This window comes from Actinoplanes sp. SE50/110 (assembly GCF_900119315.1).
GTDB lineage: Bacteria > Actinomycetota > Actinomycetes > Mycobacteriales > Micromonosporaceae > Actinoplanes.
In genome coordinates this window covers 7,818,441-7,840,371 of sequence record NZ_LT827010.1, presented here as the reverse complement: position 1 = coordinate 7,840,371, position 21,931 = coordinate 7,818,441, and the positions used below count along the sequence as shown (strand labels likewise).

Sequence of the window (21,931 nt, the reverse complement as noted above, 5' to 3'; positions counted from 1 at the left end):
CGTTATCTTTGACGGATGGGTGCGGAGACGGTCATCGACCTCGGTCTCGACCGGGGGGTTCCGGAGTCCTACGAGCGACCCCGGCGGGCCACCGTCCCGCAGTGGTTCGCCCCGGTGCTGCTCGCCCTGCTGCTGCTGATCAGCTCCAGCGCCTCGGCCGCCCCGCCGAAACCCCCGTTCACCCCGCTGCTGCGGATCCCGATGGGCCCGGCCGATCCGTATCTGATCACCGCGGCCGGCCGCCTGGTCACCCAGACCGGCGACGTGGTCACCGCCTACGACCTGACCTCCGGGGCGCTGAGCTGGCGGGCCGGCCGGTCCACCCCGGTCCTGCGGCTGCGCACCGGCGACGGGATGCTGCTCATGCAGCCGTGGACCATCGGCGGCGCGGCGGCCGGCACCACCGCGATCTCGCTGGCCACCGGCGAGCGGCAGTGGGTCAATCCGCGCAGCGTGATCACCTTCGCGGGCAGTGACGCGCTGATCGCGGTGACCGGCACCCGGAGCCTGTCCGGCAGCGGCCGCCGGGTGCAGGGTTTGATCGAGGTGCTGGACACGCTCACCGGGGACACCCGCTGGCGGGTCCGCGTGCCGTCCACCGCGGTGGTTCTCGGGGTGCCCGGCCCGTCCGACGCCGGCGCCCGGATGCTGGTGGTCCGCGACGACCGCACGGCGGTCCTGCACGACGTGGCGGACGGCCGGGTGCTGGCCACCCGGGAGCTGCCGTCGGCGAACTACGGCCCGGACAACCCGGTGGTGGCCGGCGGCACGGTGCTGCTGCGGCATCCGGGCGTCTCCGGGATGGAGGTCTCCGCGTACGACCCGCTCACCCTGCGCCCGCTGTGGACCGAGGAGGCCGACGGCACCCTCGATGTCCGCCCGTGCGGTTTGCTGGCCTGTCTGCTCGGTGGGGGCGGGGTGCGCGCCGTCGACCCGGCCACCGGGGACCAGCGGTGGGCGCAGCGCGGCTGGCAGGCGGTCGAGCAGCGGGGCACCAGCCTGCTCGCCTACCGGGAGGCCGACGGCGCGCTGCCGGCCGCCCTGGTGGACAGCGCGACCGGCCGGGTGCTGACCGACCTGACCGGATGGCGTCCGCTGGCCGGGGCGAATCGGGCCGGCCGCCTGCTCGTCATCCGGGCGGTGCCGGACGGCGCGCGTACCATGGTCGCGGTCGCCGACCCGGTCGGCGGGCGGTTGCGCACGATCGCCGGCCTGCCGCCCGGCACCGGCGGGTGCGAGGCCGCTCCGGACCGGCTGGTCTGCCGTTCCGCGGCGGGTGAACTGGTGGTGTGGTCCTACGACGAGACGGCCGGTGCGCGCTGATCCGGTGGGCCGGAAAAGCCGTATCAGGAAGTCGTGAAAGCACGACGTACCGGGGAAAGGGTGTGCGGTGGCCCTGATCGATCTGGACCGCGTCGCCCCGCCCGGCCCGCCGCGTGCCGCGCGTCCCCCGATCCGCGCCTATCGGCGTGGCGGCCTCCTGCTTGCCCTGGTCCTGCTCACCGTGCTGGGTGGCGCCGTGCCCGCGGCCGGCATCTGCTGGCGCTATCTCGGCGCGATCACCTCGCCGCTCGCCCCGGACGGGCCGATCGAGCTGGCCGGCGGCCGGGTGTACACGGTGGGCACGGCCGGCGCTGATCCGGTGGTGACCGCCTGGAGCACGGACGACCCGCCGCGGCGGCTGTGGAGTGTCCGCGCCCCGGTCGGCGCCGGCCCGGGTGTGGTCCCGCCGTCCTCGGTGACCGTCCGTCCGGCCGGTGACGTCGCGCTGCTGACCGCCGGGGTGGCCACCACCGCGGTCGACGCCGCCTCCGGCCGGATCCGCTGGTCGTCGCCGATCGCGGTGACCGTGCTGGCCGGCAGCGGCATCGGCGTCACGGTCGACCGGGTGTTCCGCGCCGGCACGGTGTACGACCAGGCGTCCGGCGCCCCGGGCCCGCTCTACTTCTCGGCGACCGGCGAGCCGCACACCGAGCCGCCGCTGCGCACCGACGTCCGCGGCCTGGACCTGGCCGACGGGCACACCGTGTGGACGGTCGCGCCGGGCGGCGCGGTGACGGTCGACCAGGTGCCCGGGCCGGACCCGGCCGTGCTGATCACCTCGTCGGCCCGGCTCAGCCTGGTCTCCGGGCGGACCGGCGAGCCGGTGCGCCAGGCCGACCTGCCCCGGTTGTCCGGGCACGGGCCGGCCGGTGGCGCGCTGCTCGGCGACGTCGCCCTGGTCAGCTATCAGAACCCGGGCCGGCAGGTGGCGTACCGGGCGCGCACCCTGCAGCGGCTCTGGTCGCGCCCGGTGCCGGATCTGGTCGCCGACCCGGCGGACTGCCAGGGGGTGCTCTGCGACGGCGGGCACGGCAACCTGCGGGTGCTCGATCCGGGCACCGGGCAGGCCCGCTGGCGGACCGGGGAGGACGTCGACCTGGCGATCCGCGCCGGGTACGTGCTGGAGACCGACGCCGCCTCCGGTGAACCGGTCCGGCTCACCGACCCGCACACCGGGGCGACCGCGGTCGATCTGGACGGCTGGTCGGCACCGGTGGCCGGGGCGGCCGACGCGCCGCTGCTGCTGCGCCGCCGGGACGGGCACGGCGGGCAGGCGTTCGCCGCCGTGGTCCCCGGCCACGCGGCGGTCCGCGAGCTGGGCTCGGCCGGGGTCCGGCTGGGCGACTGCGACGCGGACGGGCACTATCTGGCCTGCCGCTCCCCGGAGGGACTGCGGCTCTGGGCGTACCGGATCTGAGTCGCACGGCCGCCCTTCCGGGCGTGACCTGGCTTGCGGGGTCGAAGTGCGCGGACGCTCCTCGACAGTCTCGGAGCCAATTCGATGGTCGGCTGGTGGGGACATCTTGAGACGCGGCGCAGCAGGCTCTTCCTGCTTGATCGTCATCGTCTCGGTGGACGAACCACATGGTCGGACAGGGCGATCAGCTGGTATCTGGCTAGACACCTTACCTGTGGGTCGTCGCCGACCAGGGCGGTGACGACCGGGCGGGCCTCGCCCGGTGAGTGAGCCAGGAAAGCCGGCCAGCCGGCGCCGTCCTCATCACCGCGGTCTTCGGCGACGGATTTCGTGTCCACCGACATTGTTCATGGCGCGCGGGTAGGGCGTGGACGTTGGGCTCCATCCAGCGGGCCAGAACGGCGCTCATAATTCGCCTGACCGGCTGCGGCCGGCGACACTGGGATGTCCGAATGCAACGGGGCGCCCGGCTCCCTGCTCTTCTAGCAACAGCGGAATGGTCGCCTGTTCCAGGTTCGACGGAGCCGCACTGCTTCATTGCGATGAGTCGTCAACGCTCATCAGTTGTGCACTCGGACGGCCACTCATTCGAACGTTCGTTTGAAATAGGGCGTCCACGCTGGCCGCGCCGGTAGTTGCTCTGGGCGTGACAACGCGTCGTGTGAGACACGTTCTCCTCACAAGAGGATATCAATAGACGTTTAGAGAGACTGCTCGGTGTAACAGAGATCTGCGGCGTCTGATTCTTCCTGAAGAGCTCTGTAGAACTCCTCGCGTTCACTGTCGTCCATGGTCGGCCTTACCGCTGAAGCTTCTCTGGGGTCAGCCTCCGAGCGAAAAGCAAAAACCATTCCCGGCTCAAGCGGTCCTGGTGTATCGAACTCTCGTTGCACAGCGCTCTCCGGGATCCTGTCTGGTCTTCCTCGCTGCGCCGGGATCTTCGGTGCCTGTCGCTTCTGGCGGTTGGCGAGGAGATCACGGATTGCATTCACGGCATGCTTACCCTTCGGGCAACGGAGGATCTTCGGATCAGCAACGCGTTCTAAGCGATGTCATTCCAATGAGCGACTTCACGGAGATAGACTCGCGTCCTGACTGTGCGTAGGACGATCAAGCTGACAGCCGTGACGCCTCCCACCAACCCTAACAATAGCCAGCCAGCGTCCACATCAGGAAGAGTCCAGATCCCGACTACCCCCTGATCATGAAGTGTCAGATGAGCTTCTGCCCACGCCTGCTGGCGACGTTCTAGGATATAGAGCATCGCACTCGCAACCGAAACGAATTGGGTAATGGCCAATCCGACATATGTTGCTAATGAAGATTGACGGACGCGCTCCATACTGTATCCCACCCAGGCGGCCATCGCGGCGGGTGCCGCGAGAAGGAGAGCTGCCGCATCGGACGAGACCTCGGTAACGCTGGGTCGCAAGAATGCAAAAACTGCCACGAGTGCTGTAGTCACCATGGCAACACGAGCCACGCCTCCAAGGGCGCCTGGAGGGACCTCGGCGAATTCAACGATCGAGGCTAGTGGGTCCTGGGATTTCGCGTCGATGCGGGCGAATCCGCGAGAATACAATCGAGCGTAAGGGAGGCCGGTTCGATATCGAAGCCGGAGATAGCAGGCAGCATAGCGGCCCTCCATGTCTTCCGCTCGGAGGAACTCTTGCTTCGCGGTATGCACCACTTCGTGATTGGCGACATATTGCCCGGAAGTGCCTCTCATGGAGAAGTGGTACGAAGCTGCGCGGTAGATCAATGGCATGGGAATTTTGAATTTGTACGGAAGAAGGCCGCACCGCACCCGCACCCGTTCCCTGAAATTTGCCACCAAGCCATAAATGGGCAATGTCTGGCGATACTGGAGATGAACCCTATTGGTGGGGGCGTCAACGGGCACGTCCACAGCTACCAAGTAATGTCGGGAATAATACGTGCACAGCTGCTCCAGTCGACTGCCGAATCGCCTCGCCGCAGGCGTACTCGTCAGGATGACCCCGCTCACGATGCCGCGAAACTCCTGCTCAGACGCCTGGTCCGATGCGCGCCCGCGCCTATAAACCATTCTCAGAAGCGCATTTAGAGCGAGAGGCCTTTTGGAGCGGTCGAGTAGCTCGTCCAAGGACACGTTATAAGCTTTGCTGTAGCAGGCTATTATTGCATGCGCTAGCAGGCCCCGAGTCTCGCTTTGCGGCAGAGTGGGAACGACAGCGTCGTCCGCTGAAACAACTTCGAAGGAATCCAGAAGTGTGCCCTTGCGAGCTTCGATCACGGGAACGGGTATCAGCGATGATCCCTGCGTAGAGGGCGTAAAGGTGCGGTCCAGGGCGTAATCTATAGACGTCTGACATGCTAGACTTTGATCTAGTAGTTGAATCTCGTCGTAGGCTCTGACAAGAAGTCTATTGTCGAGCAGCAATTTACTGAAAAGTACCTTGGCTTGATTGTCCTTGTATTTGGCTGCCACGGCGGCAATGCTGCGTTGGATTTCGTCATCGAGCGCATTGTCGCCTGGGTTGTCCGGCTTGGGCCTGCCGGGGCCGCCGCCCAGTCTTTGCGGCCAGGCCACGAATATCAGCGCGGCAGCAAGCAGGGCGGCGACGATGCCGAAGAAGAAACGCAAGGTTGCTTGCGCCGGACCCGGCATTTCCTCTAACGGCCCGTCGAAGATCGCCATCCATCCGAGCACCAGGGCGGCGATTACAAGAAGCGCATAAGCGATCCTCTTGGGCTTGGTGTCGAGATTCACCGCGTGCGCTCCCTCCGGCCGGTCGAATATTCCTATCGCGATAGCGTTATGGGATCAATCAACTACTTGGCGTATTGACGACCGGCAGGCGCAAGAAGAGGCAAAGCGGGCATAGTGTGGAAAGTCCCTTGATTTTCATTCGGATGGGTGCATAGCCAGTGTCTTCGTTTTTAAGTGTTGACCATGTAATCCGTCGGTTTGGTGCCGCTTGAGGAAGGCTCTTTTCCGCGCCGTTATTCGGGGTGGTCAGATGCTCGAAAGTGTCCGTACGGCCGATGCCCGATGGTTAGCGGCTTCGGAAGGAGAGGGAGCCACCCGGCAAGCGCGACCCGCTACGACCAACTCGCGGCGCGCTGCCAGAGAGTCCTAACTCTCAAGATCATTTGCAAGTGGCTATCACCTGCTTTCGAGACACGCCCTTGTAGCCTGCACGTACGCCCTCGTCTGATGGAGGAACTGCGGTGCGCGTGCTGGTGGTGGAGGACGAGCGGACGATGGCCGACGCGATCGCCCGCGGGCTGCGGCGGCACGGGATGGCCGTCGACGTCGCGTATGACGGCGCACAGGGCCACGAGATGGCCTACGTCACCCGGTACGACGTGGTGGTGCTGGACCGGGACCTGCCCGGCATGTCCGGTGACGAGATCTGCGCGGCCCTGGTCGACTCGGGTGCGCTGACCCGGGTGCTGATGCTGACCGCCAGCGCCTCGGTCGCCGACCGGGTCGAGGGCCTGCAACTGGGCGCCGACGACTACCTGCCGAAACCGTTCGCCTTCGACGAACTGGTGGCCCGGGTGCAGGCGCTGGGCCGCCGGGCCACCCCGCCCGCCCCGCCGGTCTTCACGGTCGGCAACCTGGTGCTCGATCCGGGCCGCCGGGCGGTCACCCGGGGCGAGACCCCGGTGGATCTGACCAACAAGGAGTTCGGGGTGCTGGAGGTGCTGCTCAAGGCGAGCGGCGCGGTGGTCTCCAGCGAGGAACTGCTGGAGCGGGTCTGGGACGCGAACACCGACCCGTTCACCACCACGGTCCGGGTGACCGTGATGACCCTGCGCAAGAAGCTGGGCGATCCGCCGCTGATCGACACGGTGGTCGGGGCCGGCTACCGGGTCGTGACCACATGACCGTCTATCAGGGGCAGCCGGTCCAGCACCGGGAGAGCTTCCTGCGCCGGCTGGCCCGGCCCACCCTGCGGCTGCGGCTCACCCTGCTGAACGGGATCCTGCTGGTGGCCGCCGGCGCGGTGCTGGTGGTGCTGGCCTGGTTGCTGGTCGACGAGCCGCTGCACCCGGCCGACAGGCTGCGGGTCGGGTCGAGTGTGACGCTGAACGACGGCACCACCCGGGAGGCCCGGTCCTGGCAGACCGAGACCATCGACGAGGCCTCCGACCAGTTGCTGGTCAAGGGGCTGAGCGCGCTGGTGGCGATCAGCATCATCGGGATCGCCGGCGGCTATCTGGTGACCCGCCGGGCGCTGCGGCCACTGCACCAGGTCACCCAGACCGCGCAGCGGCTCGGTGAGGAGACGCTGGACCAGCGGATCCGGTATGCCGGGGCGGACGACGAGGTGGCCGAGCTGGCCCGCACCTTCGACGCGATGCTGGACCGCCTGGCCGGCGCGTTCGAGTCGCAGAAGAGGTTCGTCGCTAACGCCTCGCACGAGTTGCGCACCCCGCTCGCGGTGATGCGCACCGAGATCGACGTGACGCTCAGCGACCCGGACGCCGACCTGGCCGAGTACCGCCGGATGGCCCGGGTCGTCCGGGACGCCTCCAGCCGGGCGAACGGGCTGGTCGACGCGCTGCTGGTGCTGGCCCGTTCGGAGGCGCAGTCCGGCCGGCGACTGGTCCGCAAGGTGCCGGCCGACCTGGCCACCAGCGTGTACAACGCGTTGTCGGCGGTGAAGGAGGAGGCCGAGCGGATGCGGCTGGAGGTCACCACGGACCTGGCCGCGGCCCCGGTGGTGGGCGACCCGAGTCTGCTGGACCGGCTGGCCGGCAACCTGATCGAGAACGCCATCCGGTACAACCACCTGCTCGGCCGGCTGTGGCTGCGCACCGTCTCGGTGGACGGGCAGGCGCGGCTGATCGTCGGCAACACCGGGCACGAGGTGGAGCAGGCCGAGGTGCCCGGGCTGTTCGAGCCCTTCCGCCGGGGCGGCTGGGAGCGGACCGGGTCGCGGGGCTCCGGCCTGGGCCTGTCGATCGTGCGGGCCGTCTGCGACGCGCACGGCGGCACGGTGTCGGCGATCGCGCTGGCCGACGGTGGCCTGGAGGTCACCGTCTCGCTGCCGGCCGCCGACACCACTCCGGTGGTGGCGGCGACCGCCAGCGTGCCGAGGGGCCGGAGCTAGCCGACCTTCTCGATTTCGGCGCGGATCGCGGGGAACTGCTTCTCCGCGGCGCTCTTGGACGTGTAGTACCACACGAGCATGCCGACGCTGCCCGAGTCGGACCAGGCGCAGACGGCGACCGGGACCGAGGAGACCTTGCCGTCGCCGCACTTGGCCGAGCCACCGAACGAGCCGGTGTCCACCGCGGTGATGTGCTCGGCCGAGAAGCCGGTCGTGCTCATGCTGGTGAAGTTGCGGTCGAGCTCGAGCTCCGGGTCGGAGATCGGCGCGGCCACCGCGATCGTCATCACCATGTTCTTCTTCACCGGGGTGCCGTAGAACGCGCCGAGCGACTTGGTGGCGCCCGGGTAGCCGTCCTTCAGACCCTCCTGCATGGTCTTGGTGATGGTGGCGAACTCGGCGGTGGTGAGTTTCGGCCGGCCGCCCAGTGTCTTCGGCTCGACGACGGTGATGTCGGCGGCCGGCTTGGCCGCGCCGCCCTCGGTGGCCTTGGTGGACGAGGTGCTGGTGGCCGTGGCGGTGCCCTTGGACTTGTCGTCCTTGGCGAGCAGGTTGATCGCGACCACGCCGCCGACGCAGAGCACCAGCACGATGGCGATCGAGATCAGCGTGATCGGCAGCGCCTTCGACTTCTTCGGCGCGGGCGGGATCGGCGGGAAGCTGGGCTGCGGCTGGCCGTAGGCGGGCTGACCGTAGGCCGGCTGCTGCTGACCGTAGGCGGGCGGCTGCTGGCCGTAAGCCGGCTGCTGCTGCCCATAGGGCGGCGGCTGCTGGCCGTAGGCCGGCTGCTGGGGCTGCGGGTAGGCGCCCGGGAACGGCTGGGTCGGCGGCAACCCCTCCTGGGGCGGCACGTTCGGGTTGGGCACGCCGGGGAACGGCTGGCCCGGGTAGGGGTCCTGCGACATCGACTAACTCCAAGTTGAGGGAACGCGCCGCAGCCTATCGGCCCGGTGTGACAAAATAACGCCCCCGCCCGGGTTACGGGCGGGGGCGTCGGAAATCGGTCAGGACCGGCGAACGTCCGCCAGCCCGTTCGGCAGGAAACGCTGACCGGTGATCTGCTCCGCGATACCGCTCCGGTCCAGGTACGGCGTGATTCCGCCGAGGTGGAACGGGTAACCGGCGCCCAGGATCATGCACAGGTCGATGTCCTGCGCCTCGGCGACGACACCCTCGTCCAGCATGATCCGGATCTCCTCGGCCAGCGCGGCGAGGGCCTTGGCCCGCACCTCGTCGCCGGTGAGCACGGTGTCGCCGACCTCGAGCAGCTTCACCACGTCGGCGTTGATCTCGTCGTCGACCAGCAGCGGCAGGCCGGCGTCGACGATCCGCTTCAGGTTGGGGCTGTCCACGTACCGCTCCGGGAAGGCGCGGTGCAGGGTCTCGCCGACGTGGTACGCCACGGCCGGGCCGACCAGCTGGAGCAGCGCGATCGGGCGCATCGGCAGGCCCATCGGGTCGAACGCCTCGTTCACCACCTCGAGCGGGGTGCCGGCGTCGACCGCCTTGAAGACCTCGCTGGTGAACCGGGTGAGCACCCGGTTGACCACGAACGCCGGGGCGTCCTTGACCAGCACCGAGGACTTCTTCAGCTCGCGGCCCACGGCGAACGCGGTGGCCAGCGTCGCGTCGTCGGTCTGCTCGCCGCGGATGATCTCCAGGAGCGGCAGGACCGCGACCGGGTTGAAGAAGTGGAAGCCGACGACCCGCTCCGGGTGCTGCAGGCCGGCCGCCATCTCGGTGATCGACAGCGAGCTGGTGTTGGTGGCGAGGATCGCCTCCGGCTTGACGATGGTCTCGAACTCGGCCCAGATCTTCTTCTTCAGGTCGAGGTTCTCGAAGACCGCCTCGATCACGAAGTCGGCGTCGGCGAACACCGACTTGTCGACCGAGCCGCTGATCAGGCCGCGCAGCTTGGCCGCGGTGCCCTCGTCCAGGCGGCGCTTGCCGACCAGCTTGTCGATCTCGCCGGTGACGTACGCCACGCCCTTGTCGACCCGCTCCTGGTCCAGGTCGGTGAGCACGACCGGGACCTGCAGGCGGCGCAGGAACAGCAGGGCGAGCTGGGAGGCCATCAGACCGGCGCCGACGATGCCGACCTTGGTGACCTTGCGCGCCAGGGACTTGTCCGGCACCCCGACCGGGCGCTTGGCGCGCCGCTGGACCAGGTCGAACGCGTACAGGCTGGCGCGGGCCTCGTCACCCATGATCAGGTCGGCGAGCGCCTCGGTCTCGGCCGCGGTGCCGTCCTCGAACGTCGCCTCCTTGGCCAGAGCCAGCAGCTCCAGAGCCTTGTTGGCGGACGGGACCGCGCCGTGCAGCTTCTCGTCGAGCTGGTTCTTGGCGAACCACAGCACGCCGTCCCACATGTCCCGGTCGATCTCCGGGCGCTCGACCGTGACCTCGCCCTTGACCACGCCGGCCGCCCAGGCCAGCGAGTCCTCGAGGAAGTCGGCGGCCTCGAACAGCGCGTCGGCGACGCCCAGCTCCCTGGCCTGCTTCGGGCGCAGCACCTTCTGGGTCAGCGGGTTCTGCAGGATGACCTGCGCCGCGCCGGCGATGCCGATCAGGTTCGGGAGCAGCTGCGAGCCGCCCCAGCCGGGGATCAGGCCGATCGCGACCTCGGGCAGGCCGAGCGCGGTCGCGCCGGAGGAGACGGTGCGGTAGTGGCAGTGCAGCGCCACCTCGAGGCCGCCGCCGAGCGCCGCGCCGTTGACGAACGCGAAGGTCGGGATGGTGCTGTTCCGGAGCCGGGCGAACACCCGGTGCCCCAGCTCGCCCAGCTCGACGGCCTGCTCCCGGGAGGAGAGCAGCGGCATGCCGGTGATGTCCGCGCCGACGCAGAAGATGTAGGGCTTGCCGGTGACCGCGATGAACGCCGGGTCCGCCGCGAGAGCCCCGGTGATCGCCTCGTCCAGCGACTGGAGCCCGGCCGGGCCGAAGCTGTTCGGCTTCTTGTGGTCGAAGCCGTTGTCCAGGGTGATCAGCGCGGCCGGCTTGTCCAGCCCGGGTACCCGGACGGAACGCAGCAGCGCCTTGGTCACTACCTCGTTCGGGTTCTCGATCACTTCTTGAAGCCTTCCCAGTTCGGGTTCTCCCAGATCACGGTGCCACCCATGCCGATACCGATGCACATCGCGTTCATGCCGTACCGGACCTCGGGGTGCTCCTCGAAGTGCCGGGCGAGCTGGGTCATCAGGCGCACGCCGGAGGAGGCGAGCGGGTGGCCCACGGCGATCGCGCCGCCCCACGGGTTGACCCGCGGGTCGTCGTCGGCGATGCCGTAGTGGTCCAGCAGGGCCAGCACCTGCACGGCGAAGGCCTCGTTCAGCTCGAACAGGCCGATGTCGTCGATGGTGAGGCCGGCCTTCTTCAGCGCCTTCTCGGTCGACGGGATCGGGCCGTAACCCATGATCTCCGGCTCGACACCCACGTAGGCGTACGACACCAGCCGCATCGCGACCGGCAGGCCGAGCTCGCGGGCGGTGGCCTCGTCGGCCAGCAGCGCCGCGGTGGCGCCGTCGTTGAGACCGGCCGCGTTGCCCGCGGTGATCCGGCCGTGCGGGCGGAACGGCGTCTTCAGCGTGGCGAGTTTCTCCAGCGAGGTCTCGCGCGGCGCCTCGTCGACGGTGGCCAGGCCCCAGCCCAGTTCGGACGAGCGGATCGCGACCGGCACCAGGTCCGGCTGCAGCTTGCCGTTGGCGTACGCCTTGGCGACCTTGAGCTGCGAGTTGAGCGCGAAGAGGTCGGTGCGCTCCTTGGTGATGTGCGGCAGCCGGTCGTGCAGGTTCTCCGCGGTCGCGCCCATCACCAGGGCGGACGGGTCGACCAGCTTCTCGGTCAGGATCCGCGGGTTCGGGTCGGCGCCCTCACCCATCGGGTGCCGGCCCATGTGCTCGACACCACCGGCGACGGCGATGTCGTACGCCCCCATCGCGATGCCGCCGGCGACGTTGGTCACCGCGGTCATCGCGCCGGCGCACATCCGGTCGACGGCGTAGCCGGGAACCGTCTTGGGCAGTCCGGCCAGCAGGGCGGCGGTCCGGCCGATGGTCAGGCCCTGGTCGCCGGTCTGGGTGGTGGCCGCGATCGCGACCTCGTCCACCCGGTCCGTGGGGAGCTGGGGATTCCGCTTGATCAGCTCTCGGATGCAGCGGATCACCAGGTCGTCGGCGCGGGTCTCGGCGTACATGCCGCCCGCCTTGCCGAACGGGGTGCGGACGCCGTCGACGAAGACGACCTCGCGTACTTCACGGGGCACAGCAAGCCTCCAATGCGGGCGTGAACCCAAATGTGTGAAGAATGCTACTCGCCAGTAACTAGCGGGTGCCAGGCCCGTGCCGAAATGTCACAGCGCCGTTTCCGCGAGCCTCACCATCGGCCAGGCGAGGCGTGGCCGGAGAGTTTCCGGGAAGAAGATAAAGATCAATTTCCAGGAGCTTTGTGCCTACGTCCGCCGGGGTCCGGATCGCCGCTCCCGCGGGGACCCTCCCGATCCGAGCAGGGCGCTGCGCGCCCAGAACGCTCAGACCGAGAGGGCGACGTCCGTGGGTGGTCGCGGTCAGTGCACGACCCTCGTGGTTCTGGAGCTCTCCAGTTTCCGTGGGTGGTCGCGGTCAGAGCACAAGACCCGCGACCGCAAGATGGTCAGTCGGTGAAGGGGGCGGGCAGGACGCCGGCGAGCTGGCCGGCGATGAGGCCGACCTGCCAGTTGCGGGCACCGAAGCCGCGCAGCGTGTCGCTCACCGTCTGCGCCGAGACCTCGTCCGGCGGCGACCAGGCCAGCCGGCGGATGAAGTCCGGACTGATCAGGTTCTCCGGGGGCAGCCGGTAGGTCTCCGCGGTGCCGACCACCACCTGGCGGCAGCGGGCCAGCCGGGCCGCGGCGATCGGATCCCGTTCGGCCCACCGGTGCGGCGGGGGCGGCCCCTCCACCGGCTGGTTCACCGGCAGCGCGTCGTCCGGCAGTGCCCGCGCCTGGTCCAGCGCGTCCAGCCAGGTCTTGACCAGCCGGCGGACCGAACGCCCGCCGAAGCCCGGGATGGCCAGCAGGGTCCGCTCATCCTTCGGATCGGCCTCGGCCGCGGCGACGATCGCCGAGTCGGGCAGCACCCGGCCGGGCGCCGAGTCCTTCCGGGCGGCGATCGCATCCCGCGCGTACCACAGCGCGCGGACCCGGGACTGCGCCCGCGCACCTCGCACCCGATGGATGCCGGAGGTGCGGCGCCACGGGTCGGGCCGGACCCGGGGCGGCCGGTCGGCGCTGGCCACCAGCGAGGCGAACTCCTCGGCTGCCCAGCCGGCCTTGCCCTGCTTGTCCAGTTCGGTGGCGAGCAGGTCGCGCAGGTCGGTGAGCAGTTCCACGTCCAGCGCCGCGTAGGTCAGCCAGGACTCCGGCAGCGGCCGGGTCGACCAGTCCGCCGCCGAGTGGTGTTTCTCCAGCGAGTAGCCGAGCAGGTGCTCGGTGAGCGCGGCCAGGCCGACCCGCTCGAACCCGGCCAGCCGGGCGGCCAGCTCGGTGTCGAACAGCCGGCGCGGCTTCATCCCCAGCTCGGCGAGGCACGGCAGGTCCTGGCTGGCGGCGTGCAGCACCCACTCGGTGTCGGCCAGGGCGGTGTCCAGGGTGCGCAGGTCGTCCAGCGGCAGCGGGTCGATCAGCACGGTGCCGGACCCGGCCCGGCGCAGCTGCACCAGGTAGGCCCGCTGGGTGTAGCGGTAGCCGGAGGCGCGTTCGGCGTCCACGGCGACGGGGCCGGAGCCGGCGGCCATCCGGGCCACCACCTCGGCCAGGCCGTCGGCGCTCTCCACCGGGGCGGGGGTGCCATCGCGGGGCGCCGTCAGGGGAACAGCCTCGGAACCGCCAGAACTCGGGTCGGGCGGCACGGCGTGCGGTCCGTCCCCTGCTGACTCCGGCGCGTCCCGACGGCGCAGGGGTGTTTCGTCGGTCACTCCGTAACCGTACGGGGGTGGCCCCCCTGCCGTGCGCAGCCGGGTCCCGGCGCGCCGATTCTCGATCGACTTCCGGGTTCAACCATTGCGCGGTTTGCTCCGTATACCCGGGTGCCACGCCGACACCACCCGGGAGGCCGTGCGGATGACCGCCACCTACGAGCCCTTCACCCCCGAGCCGCGCCGCCATCGCGCCGAGGAGTCCTGGGGCGGTCAGTACCAGCGCTGGGAGCCGGCCGCGCCGGAGCCGCGGTGGCCGCAGGAGCATCCGCAGTGGCCGGAGCAGGCGCGGTACGAGGAGCCGCGCCCGCAGTGGCAGGAGCCGCCGCGCTTCGAGGAGCCGCGCCCGCAGTGGCAGGAGCCGCCGCGCTTCGAGGCGCCCGCCCCGGCTTACGAAGCGGTGCCGGCGAAGCCCACGGCGTCGAAGGCCCGGCCGGTCGTGATCGGCCTGGTCGTCCTCCTGCTGCTGGTCATCGGCTGGCAGGCGTACCGGATCGAATCCGTGATCAAGAGCAGCAACGACCTGGCCGCCGCGGTCAGCAGCGAGCAGAACCACAGCGCGGATCTGCAGAAGTCGCTCACCGGCGTGTTCGACCCGGAGGGCATCTCCACCGCCACCCTGCCCAGCGTCTACCGGGTCCGGGCCGGCGACTTCACCGGCACCGCCTTCTCGGTCGGCACCAAGGCGAAGAGCGGCACCGCGAACCTGCTCACCAACTTCCACGTGGTCGAGTCGGTGTACAAGGCCGGCACCCGGACCGTCCAGCTGGAGCAGGGCAGCACCCGGATCAGCGCCACCATCGTCAAGGTCAGCGAGACCAAGGACCTGGCCCTGCTGGTCGCCAAGAAGACCATCAAGCCGATCAAGGTGGCCACCACCAAGGTCAAGGCCGGTCAGCAGATCGTCGTGCTGGGCAACCCGCTGGGCCTCGACGACACCGTCACCACCGGCGTGATCAGCGCGTTCCGCGAGAACGACGCGGACGGGCCGACCATCCAGTTCGACGCTCCGATCAACCCGGGCAACTCCGGCGGCCCGGTGGTCAACGCCAACCGTCAGGTGGTGGCGCTGGCCACCGCGAAGGCCCGCGACGCGGAAGGCATCGGCCTCGGCATCCCGATCGCCACCGTCTGCGCCCTGTTCGACGTCTGCTGACAGCCGGCCTCAGGTCGCCGGGGCGCGATGCCGGTCGCTCAGCGACGACACCCCGGGCGGCGGCAGGCCCGCGGTCGAGGCGAGCATCGCGCACCACCCGTACAGATGGGCCGTGACGTCGTCCGAGGTCGGCGTCCAGGACGCGCGCACCTCCAGGTCGGCGGTCGGCGCCGGCCCGGCCAGCTCGCCGAACCGGGTCGACGCGGTCTGGGTGATCGTCCCGCCGATCGCCGTGCACGCCGCCGCGTGCTGGTCCAGCGCGTCGGTCAGCCACGTCCAGGCGACCGCCGGCAGCAGCGGGTCGGTCGCCAGGTCGGCTTCCAGCTCGGCGGTGACCAGGGTGACCAGCCGCAGGTCGCCGCGCCAGGCATCGTGCCCGGCCGGGTCGTGCAGCAGGATCAGCCGGCCGCTGGCCACCTCCTCGCCGGAGCGGAGCACGGTGGCACTGAGCGCGAACGAGTACGGCGCGAGCCGCTGCGGCGCGGCGATCTCCTCGAGCAGGATCTCCGGCCGGGGCGAGTCCGCGCGCAACGCGGTCACCGCACGGGTGAACGCCTCGGGAACAGCGGAGGGGGACGCCATGGAGGAAGAGTATGCCGATCTCCGCCCGGGCCGCCCTCGCCGCGCCGCCGGGCGTCGCTCACTCACGTGGCACGATGACCCGGTGACGGTTCTCGACGATTCCCCGTTCGTCCGCGCGTGCCGCGGGCTGCCCGGCCCGCACACGCCGGTCTGGTTCATGCGGCAGGCCGGGCGCTCCCTGCCGGAGTACCGGAAGCTGCGCGAGGGGATCGGCATGCTCGACTCGTGCCGCCGCCCCGACCTGGTCACCGAGATCACCCTGCAGCCGGTCCGCCGGCACCGGGTGGACGCCGCCATCCTGTACAGCGACATCGTGGTCCCGATCGCGGCGGCCGGCGTCGATCTGGACATCGTGCCCGGCACCGGCCCGGTGGTCGCCGAGCCGATCCGCACCGCCGCCGACCTGCAGCGGCTGCGTCCGATCACCGCGGACGACGTGGACTACGTCGCCGAGGCGGTCCGGCTGCTGGTCGCCGAGCTCGGCGCCACCCCGCTGATCGGCTTCGCCGGGGCGCCGTTCACGCTGGCCAGCTATCTGATCGAGGGCGGGCCGTCACGGACCTACCTGAAGACCAAGGCGATGATGTACGCCGAGCCCGAGCTGTGGCATGCCCTGCTCGCCCGGCTGGCCGAGATCACCCTCGCCTTCCTGCGCATCCAGATCGACGCCGGGGTGAGCGCGGTCCAGCTGTTCGACTCGTGGGCCGGCGCGCTCTCCGAGGCCGACTACCGCGAGTTCGTGATGCCGCATTCGGCGCGGGTGCTGCGTGGCCTGGACGACGCCGGTGTGCCCCGGATCCACTTCGGTGTCGGCACCGGGGTGCTGCTGGAGGCGATGGGCGAGGCCGGCGCGGACGTGGTCGGCGTCGACTGGCGCACCCCGCTCGACGTGGCCAGCAAGCGCCTCGGTCCGGACAAGGCCGTGCAGGGCAACCTCGACCCGGCGATCCTGTTCGCCGGCTGGGACGTCGTCGAGCGCGAGGCCCGCCGCGTCCTCGCCCAGGGCCAGTCGGCTCCGGGTCACGTGTTCAACCTCGGCCACGGCGTCATGCCCGAGATGGACCCCGACATCCTCACCCGCCTCACCGCGCTCGTCCACGAGGCATCCGCACGCTGAGTTCATCGGCTCACAGCGGCGGACCCCGGGTGCCGGGGTGCGCGGCGGGCTGGGAGGGTGGAGGCGTGCGGAAGCGGATCGCGGTTGTCGGCGGCGGGATCGCCGGGCTGGCGGCCGCTGTCCGCCTGCGGGACGTGACGCGGGCGGACACCGAGATCATCGTGTACGAGCAGAGCGGCGCCCTGGGCGGCAAACTGCGCACCGGTGAGCTGGCCGGGCTGCGCGTCGAGCGGGGCGCCGAGTCGTTCCTGAACGGTTCGCCGGACGGTGGCCCGTCCGCGGCGGTCCGGTTCGCCCACCGGGTCGGCCTCGGTGACGCCCTGGTGCACCCGGCGGCCCAGCCGGCAGCCCTGGCGATCGGCGGGGCGCTGGCCCGGATTCCGGCCGGCACCCTGGTCGGCGTGCCCGGCGACCTGTCCGCGCTGGACGGTGTCGCCCTGCCGGAGGCGGACGCGGACGCCGACACCGGCCACCCGCTGCTCGCCGCCGGTCAGGACATCGCGGTCGGCGAGCTGGTCCGCTCGCGGTACGGCGCCGAGGTGGTGGACCGGCTGGTCGACCCGATGCTGGGCGGGGTCTACGCCGGCCGGGCGGATCGGCTGTCGCTGCGGGCCACCATGCCGCAGCTGGCCCGCACCGCGGAGACCGAGCACACCCTGCGCGGCGCGGTCCGGGCCGCGCAGGCGCTGAGCCGGCGCACCCCGGGGCAGCCGGTGTTCGCGGCCGTGGACGGCGGGATGAGCCGGTTGATCGGGGCGGCGGCGACCACGGCACGCGCCCGGATCAGTCTGGGACTGCCGGTGCGCGGGATCACCCGTACCGGCAATCGATGGCATCTGACCCTGGGGCCGGCACCGCAGCCCCAGACCGACGAGGTCGACGCCGTGATCCTGGCCGTGCCGGCGGCGCCGGCGGCCCGGTTGCTCGCGGATCTCGCGCCCGGGGCCGCGGCCGCGCTCGGCGACCTGGAGTACGCGAGCGTCGCGCTGGCCGGGATGGCGCTGCCGCCCGGCACGCGGCTGCCCGAGCTGTCCGGCTTCCTGGTGCCGCCGGGGGAGGGGACGCTGGTCAAGGCCGCGACGTTCTTCACCCGGAAATGGCCGCACCTGACCGGGCCGGACGGTCCGGTGATCGTCCGGGCGTCGCTGGGCCGGGCCGGGGAGCAGGAGCGGCTGCAGCTGAGCGACCCGGCGCTGCTGGCGATCGCGCACCGGGAGCTGAGCGAGCTGGCCGGGACGCGGCTGCCGTCGCCGACCGCGTCCTGGATCCAGCGGTGGGGCGGTGGCCTGCCGCAGTACGCGCCGGGTCATCCGGATCGCGTGGCGGCCGCGCGGGCCGCGCTGCCTGCGGGGATCGCGCTCGCCGGGGCGGCTCTCGACGGTGTCGGCATCCCCGTCTGTGTGGCCAGCGGGGAGCAGGCGGCGGACGATGTGAACAGTTACCTGGAGGCAAGTGCATGAGCGAGCAGACCAATGCGGCTCGGATCAACGAGCTGAACGCCACCATCCGCTACACGATGTGGTCGGTCTTCCGGGCGTCCAGCCCGCTGCCGGCCCTGCGCGACGAGCTGGCCGGCGAGGTCGACACCCTGTTCGAGCAGCTCGCGGCGAAGGATGTGACGATCCGCGGCACCTACGACGTGTCCGGGCTGCGCGCCGACGCCGACCTGATGATCTGGTGGCACGCCGCCGACTCGGACGACCTGCAGGAGGCGTACTCGCTGTTCCGGCGGACAGCCCTGGGCCGGCACCTGACCCCGGTCTGGTCGCAGATGGCGCTGCACCGGCCGGCCGAGTTCAACAAGAGTCACCTGCCGGCCTTCCTCGCCGGCGAGGAGGCGCGGCCCTACCTGTGCGTCTACCCGTTCGTCCGCTCCTACGAGTGGTATCTGCTGCCCGACGCCGAGCGGCGCGAGCTGCTCGCCGAGCACGGCCGGCAGGCGCGTGGCTACCCGGACGTGCGGGCCAACACGGTGGCCTCGTTCGCGCTCGGCGACTACGAGTGGATGCTCGCGTTCGAGGCCGACGAGCTGCACCGGATCGTCGACCTGATGCGTGACCTGCGGGCCTCCCGGGCGCGCCGGCACGTGCGCGAGGAGGTGCCGTTCTACACCGGCCGTCGCCGCTCGATCAGCGAGATCGCGGCTAGCCTGCCGTAGCGGGACGGGCCATGGGTACGTGGGGGATGCCGTCCTCCACGTACTCCGGGCCGGTGGGCTCGAAACCGTACCGGCGGTAGAAGCCGACCAGGTACGACTGGGCGTCCAGCACCGCCGGGCGGTGGCCGACGACCTCCAGGGCGTGCGCCATCAGCCGGCCGGCCAGTCCGGCGCCGCGGGCCGTCTTCGCGGTGACCACCCGGCCGATCCGTTCCGTCCCATGGTCATCGAGAATCCGCAGATAGGCCCGAATCTCCCGATCACGGGAGAACCATAGGTGTCGGGTACCGGGCTCGGTGTCGCGGCCGTCCAGGTCGGGGTAGGCGCAGTTCTGCTCGACCACGAACACGTCACTGCGCAGCCGGAGGATGTCGTACAGCGTGCCGGCGGGCAGGTCGCGGAAGGACGCGACCCGCAGCTCGTCATGCGGTGCGGGGTGCATCGGCACAGCGTATGCGGCGCGTCGTCACCACCGTCGCCGGTCCCGCGTTGTAGTGATGAGGCTACGGCCTGTGGAGGACGCGATGATCAAGCGCAGCAAGTTGTTCGGCAACAAGACCCGGGTGACCTTCAGCCTCCCGGCGGACGAGCCGTCCGGGGTGGTCAGTGTGGTGGGCACGTTCAACGACTGGCAGCCGGGCCGGCACGAGCTGCAGGTGCGCCGCAACGGGACCCGCACGGTCAGCGTGCCGCTGGACCCGGGGGAGTACGAATTCCGCTACCTGGCGACCGGCGGCGTGTGGTTCGACGACCCGGAGGGCAGCGAACTCCGCCTATAAGCGTTTCACCGCGTGCGGTGAGGAGATGTGCTGGAGTCCGTCAACCGACTCCCGACGAAGGGCACATCGTGGCAGACGTCAAGCTCGCGATCATCTACTACTCGGCCACCGGCACCCTGCACAGGATGGCGCAACGCCTGCAGGAGGCGGCCGAGAAGGCCGGTGCCGACGTGCGCCTGCGGCAGGTCGCCGAGCTCGCCCCGCCCGAGGCGATCGCCTCGAACGCGGCCTGGAGCCAGCACTTCGACACCACCAAGGACGAGCCGCGGGCCGCCGCGGACGACGTGGTCTGGGCCGACGCGGTGCTGTTCGGCACGCCCACCCGGTACGGCAACGTGGCCAGCCAGCTCAAGCAGTTCATCGACACGCTGGGCCCGCAGTGGGCGCAGGGACAGCTGGCGAACAAGGCGTACGCCGGGTTCACCGCGTCGATGACCGAGCACGGCGGCCAGGAGTCGACGCTGCTGGCCCTCTACAACACGATCTACCACTTCGGCGGGGTGGTGGTGGCGCCCGGCTACACCGACCCGCTGAAGTTCGCCGACGGCAATCCGTACGGCGTCTCGCACGTCACCGGCGGCTCGAACGACGCGCCGCTCACCGACGTGCAGTACGCCGCCCTCGATCACCTGGCGCGCCGCATCGTCCAGATCGGTGGCCGCCTGCGGGCCTAGTAGGTTCTGCGTATGGCCGTGGACACGCAGTACGAAGATCTTCTCCGGCGGGTGCTGGAGACCGGCACCCGCAAGAGCGACCGGACCGGGACCGGCACCCGCAGCCTTTTCGGCGAGCGGCTGCGCTACGACCTGTCCCAGGGGTTTCCGCTGGTCACGACCAAGCGGGTGCACTTCAAGTCGATCGCGGTGGAGCTGCTGTGGTTCCTGCGCGGCGAGACGAACGTGCAGTGGCTGCGCGATCAGGGCGTGACGATCTGGGACGAGTGGGCCTCGGAGTCGGGCGAGCTCGGGCCGGTCTACGGCTACCAGTGGCGGTCGTGGCCCACGCCGGACGGCCACGTGGACCAGATCTCCGAGATCCTGGACACGTTGCGTACCGATCCGGACTCGCGCCGCATGATCGTCTCGGCCTGGAACGTGGGGCAGCTCGACGAGATGGCGCTGATGCCGTGCCACGCGATGTTCCAGTTCTACGTGGCCGACGGCCGGCTGTCCTGCCAGCTCTACCAGCGCAGCGCCGACCTGTTCCTCGGCGTGCCGTTCAACATCGCGTCGTACGCGCTGCTCACCCGGATGGTCGCCGACCAGGTCGGGCTGACCCCGGGCGACTTCATCTGGGTGGGCGGCGACTGCCACATCTACGACAACCACGTCGAGCAGGTGCGCGAGCAGCTCGGCCGGCAGGCGTACCCGTTCCCGGCACTGGAGATCGCGAAGCGGCCCAGCCTCTTCGACTACGAGTACGCCGACTTCACCGTCGTCGGCTACGAGCACCACCCGGCGATCAAGGCGCCGGTCGCGGTATGAGCGTGCACCTGATCTGGGCGCAGGCGCACCGCCGGGTGATCGGGGCGGGCGGGGACATCCCCTGGCACGTGCCCGGCGAGCAGGCGATCTTCAAGGAGCGGACCGCCGGGTCGACCGTGGTGATGGGACGCGCCACCTGGGACTCGCTGCCCCGGCGGCCACTGCCGGGGCGGCGCAACGTGGTGCTCACCCGCGATCCCGGGTGGACCGGGGACGGGGCCCACGTCGTACACAGTCCGGATCTGATTGGCGAAGTTGACTTCTGGGTGATCGGCGGGGCCGCTGTCTACCAGCTGTTTCTGCCGGTCGCCGAGCACATTGTGCGGACGTCGATCGAGCTGGACGTGGAGGGCGACACCTTCGCGCCGGAGCTGGGCCCGGACTGGAAGGTGACCGCCTCCACGGGGTGGCTGACCGCGCCGAACGGGATCCGCTACGTGGTGGAGGACCTAGCTCGGGTCTAGCCTGATCGACAGGCTGTTGACGCAGTGCCGCGTGTTCTTGTCGGTGAAGCCCTCACCCCGGAACACGTGGCCCAGGTGCCCGTCGCAGCGCGCGCAGCGGATCTCGACGCGGACCATGCCGTGGGTGCGGTCCTCGATCTCCTTGACCGCGCCCGGGATCGCGTCGTCGAAGGACGGCCAGCCGCAGTGGCTGTCGAACTTCGTGTCACTGGGGTACAACTCCGCCCCGCAGCCGCGGCACCGGTACATGCCCTCGGTCTTGGTGTTCACGTACTCCCCGCTCCAGGGCGCCTCGGTGCCGGCCTGGCGGAGCACCCGGAACTCGTCCGGGTCGAGCCGGATCCGCCACTCGTCCTCGGAGGTGGGCAGGGTGGTCTCATCGGTTGCCATGCCATAA

20 protein-coding genes are annotated in these 21,931 nt (G+C 70.3%); 12 read left to right on the top strand and 8 right to left on the bottom strand.

Annotated features, from left to right (window positions below; all coding sequences use genetic code 11):
* Positions 1-15 precede the first annotated feature (15 nt).
* Both ACSP50_RS34935 and ACSP50_RS34930 read left to right on the top strand, forming a co-directional pair.
* Positions 16-1,323 carry a PQQ-binding-like beta-propeller repeat protein gene (locus ACSP50_RS34935; RefSeq protein ID WP_014694041.1) on the top strand — a complete coding sequence of 436 codons (1,308 nt, stop codon included), beginning with the start codon at positions 16-18 and terminating at the stop codon, positions 1,321-1,323.
* 67 nt (positions 1,324-1,390) lie between these two features.
* A complete protein-coding gene (locus tag ACSP50_RS34930; RefSeq protein WP_014694040.1) occupies positions 1,391-2,740 on the top strand; it encodes a PQQ-binding-like beta-propeller repeat protein in 1,350 nt (449 codons plus the stop codon).
* Between the two features lie 1,042 nt (positions 2,741-3,782).
* On the opposite strand, the gene ACSP50_RS42820 is transcribed toward ACSP50_RS34930, so the two are convergent.
* Positions 3,783-5,492, bottom strand: coding sequence for a hypothetical protein (locus tag ACSP50_RS42820; protein WP_014694039.1), 1,710 nt, complete (start codon positions 5,490-5,492; stop codon positions 3,783-3,785).
* Positions 5,493-5,953: 461 nt separating this feature from the next.
* On the opposite strand from ACSP50_RS42820, the gene ACSP50_RS34925 reads away from it, so the two are divergent.
* Both ACSP50_RS34925 and ACSP50_RS34920 read left to right on the top strand, forming a co-directional pair.
* Positions 5,954-6,616, top strand: coding sequence for a response regulator transcription factor (locus tag ACSP50_RS34925; protein WP_014694038.1), 663 nt, complete (start codon positions 5,954-5,956; stop codon positions 6,614-6,616).
* Positions 6,613-7,845 carry a cell wall metabolism sensor histidine kinase WalK gene (locus ACSP50_RS34920; RefSeq protein ID WP_014694037.1) on the top strand — a complete coding sequence of 411 codons (1,233 nt, stop codon included), beginning with the start codon at positions 6,613-6,615 and terminating at the stop codon, positions 7,843-7,845. The genes ACSP50_RS34925 and ACSP50_RS34920 overlap by 4 nt, the downstream gene beginning before the upstream one ends.
* Here the strand turns inward: ACSP50_RS34920 and ACSP50_RS34915 are convergent.
* The 4 genes from ACSP50_RS34915 to ACSP50_RS34900 all read right to left on the bottom strand — a co-directional run bounded on the left by ACSP50_RS34915 (position 7,842) and on the right by ACSP50_RS34900 (position 13,794).
* Entirely contained in the window at positions 7,842-8,750 is a 909-nt protein-coding gene (locus ACSP50_RS34915) for a hypothetical protein (RefSeq protein ID WP_014694036.1), read from the bottom strand. The genes ACSP50_RS34920 and ACSP50_RS34915 overlap by 4 nt on opposite strands.
* A 99-nt stretch (positions 8,751-8,849) precedes the next feature.
* Complete coding sequence (locus tag ACSP50_RS34910; protein WP_014694035.1) at positions 8,850-10,913, bottom strand: 3-hydroxyacyl-CoA dehydrogenase NAD-binding domain-containing protein; 2,064 nt, start codon at positions 10,911-10,913, stop codon at positions 8,850-8,852.
* Complete coding sequence (locus tag ACSP50_RS34905) at positions 10,910-12,106, bottom strand: thiolase family protein (protein ID WP_014694034.1); 1,197 nt, start codon at positions 12,104-12,106, stop codon at positions 10,910-10,912. Before ACSP50_RS34905 ends, ACSP50_RS34910 begins: the two co-directional genes overlap by 4 nt.
* A 386-nt stretch (positions 12,107-12,492) precedes the next feature.
* Positions 12,493-13,794, bottom strand: coding sequence for a ribonuclease D (locus ACSP50_RS34900; protein ID WP_043512793.1), 1,302 nt, complete (start codon positions 13,792-13,794; stop codon positions 12,493-12,495).
* 94 nt (positions 13,795-13,888) lie between these two features.
* Here ACSP50_RS34900 and ACSP50_RS34895 point away from each other — a divergent pair, with 94 nt between their 5' ends.
* Positions 13,889-14,950 carry a S1C family serine protease gene (locus ACSP50_RS34895; protein ID WP_231956779.1) on the top strand — a complete coding sequence of 354 codons (1,062 nt, stop codon included), beginning with the start codon at positions 13,889-13,891 and terminating at the stop codon, positions 14,948-14,950.
* 9 nt (positions 14,951-14,959) lie between these two features.
* Here ACSP50_RS34895 and ACSP50_RS34890 read toward each other — a convergent pair whose 3' ends face one another.
* A complete protein-coding gene (locus tag ACSP50_RS34890) occupies positions 14,960-15,532 on the bottom strand; it encodes a DUF3000 domain-containing protein (protein ID WP_043512791.1) in 573 nt (190 codons plus the stop codon).
* Positions 15,533-15,614: 82 nt separating this feature from the next.
* Between ACSP50_RS34890 and hemE the strand changes: the two genes are divergently transcribed.
* From hemE to hemQ, 3 genes are all read left to right on the top strand, one after another.
* Complete coding sequence (gene hemE / locus ACSP50_RS34885; protein ID WP_043512788.1) at positions 15,615-16,649, top strand: uroporphyrinogen decarboxylase; 1,035 nt, start codon at positions 15,615-15,617, stop codon at positions 16,647-16,649.
* A gap of 65 nt (positions 16,650-16,714) precedes the next feature.
* Entirely contained in the window at positions 16,715-18,109 is a 1,395-nt protein-coding gene (gene hemG / locus ACSP50_RS34880; RefSeq protein WP_014694029.1) for a protoporphyrinogen oxidase, read from the top strand.
* The gene (gene hemQ / locus ACSP50_RS34875; RefSeq protein WP_014694028.1) at positions 18,106-18,807 is read left to right on the top strand and encodes a hydrogen peroxide-dependent heme synthase; all 702 of its coding nucleotides are present in this window, start codon (positions 18,106-18,108) and stop codon (positions 18,805-18,807) included. Before hemG ends, hemQ begins: the two co-directional genes overlap by 4 nt.
* On the opposite strand, the gene ACSP50_RS34870 is transcribed toward hemQ, so the two are convergent.
* Positions 18,794-19,249, bottom strand: coding sequence for a GNAT family N-acetyltransferase (locus ACSP50_RS34870; protein WP_014694027.1), 456 nt, complete (start codon positions 19,247-19,249; stop codon positions 18,794-18,796). The genes hemQ and ACSP50_RS34870 overlap by 14 nt on opposite strands.
* An 82-nt stretch (positions 19,250-19,331) precedes the next feature.
* On the opposite strand from ACSP50_RS34870, the gene ACSP50_RS34865 reads away from it, so the two are divergent.
* The 4 genes from ACSP50_RS34865 (at position 19,332) to ACSP50_RS34850 (ending at position 21,534) form a co-directional block, all read left to right on the top strand.
* Positions 19,332-19,586, top strand: a complete 255-nt coding sequence (locus ACSP50_RS34865; RefSeq protein WP_014694026.1) for an isoamylase early set domain-containing protein — start codon at positions 19,332-19,334, stop codon at positions 19,584-19,586.
* A 68-nt stretch (positions 19,587-19,654) separates the two neighbouring features.
* Positions 19,655-20,260, top strand: coding sequence for an NAD(P)H:quinone oxidoreductase (gene wrbA, locus ACSP50_RS34860; RefSeq protein WP_014694025.1), 606 nt, complete (start codon positions 19,655-19,657; stop codon positions 20,258-20,260).
* Between the two features lie 12 nt (positions 20,261-20,272).
* Positions 20,273-21,070 (top strand): thymidylate synthase, encoded by a 798-nt coding sequence (locus tag ACSP50_RS34855; protein WP_014694024.1) that lies wholly within the window; start codon positions 20,273-20,275, stop codon positions 21,068-21,070.
* Positions 21,067-21,534 carry a dihydrofolate reductase gene (locus tag ACSP50_RS34850; protein WP_014694023.1) on the top strand — a complete coding sequence of 156 codons (468 nt, stop codon included), beginning with the start codon at positions 21,067-21,069 and terminating at the stop codon, positions 21,532-21,534. The genes ACSP50_RS34855 and ACSP50_RS34850 overlap by 4 nt, the downstream gene beginning before the upstream one ends.
* Here ACSP50_RS34850 and msrB read toward each other — a convergent pair.
* Positions 21,520-21,924: a peptide-methionine (R)-S-oxide reductase MsrB gene (gene msrB, locus ACSP50_RS34845; RefSeq protein ID WP_014694022.1), complete on the bottom strand. Its 405-nt coding sequence runs from the start codon at positions 21,922-21,924 to the stop codon at positions 21,520-21,522. The two genes, ACSP50_RS34850 and msrB, sit on opposite strands and share 15 nt — an antisense overlap.
* Positions 21,925-21,931 lie beyond the last annotated feature (7 nt).

Coding starts and splice junctions, on each gene's coding strand:
- ACSP50_RS34855 (WP_014694024.1), top strand. CDS start 20,273: ATGGCCGTGGACACGCAGTACGAAGATCTTCTCCGGCGGGTGCTGGAG.
- ACSP50_RS34890 (WP_043512791.1), bottom strand. CDS start 15,532: ATGGCGTCCCCCTCCGCTGTTCCCGAGGCGTTCACCCGTGCGGTGACC.
- msrB (WP_014694022.1), bottom strand. CDS start 21,924: ATGGCAACCGATGAGACCACCCTGCCCACCTCCGAGGACGAGTGGCGG.
- ACSP50_RS34870 (WP_014694027.1), bottom strand. CDS start 19,249: ATGCACCCCGCACCGCATGACGAGCTGCGGGTCGCGTCCTTCCGCGAC.
- ACSP50_RS34915 (WP_014694036.1), bottom strand. CDS start 8,750: ATGTCGCAGGACCCCTACCCGGGCCAGCCGTTCCCCGGCGTGCCCAAC.
- ACSP50_RS34935 (WP_014694041.1), top strand. CDS start 16: ATGGGTGCGGAGACGGTCATCGACCTCGGTCTCGACCGGGGGGTTCCG.
- hemQ (WP_014694028.1), top strand. CDS start 18,106: ATGAGCGAGCAGACCAATGCGGCTCGGATCAACGAGCTGAACGCCACC.
- ACSP50_RS34920 (WP_014694037.1), top strand. CDS start 6,613: ATGACCGTCTATCAGGGGCAGCCGGTCCAGCACCGGGAGAGCTTCCTG.
- ACSP50_RS34865 (WP_014694026.1), top strand. CDS start 19,332: ATGATCAAGCGCAGCAAGTTGTTCGGCAACAAGACCCGGGTGACCTTC.
- ACSP50_RS34850 (WP_014694023.1), top strand. CDS start 21,067: ATGAGCGTGCACCTGATCTGGGCGCAGGCGCACCGCCGGGTGATCGGG.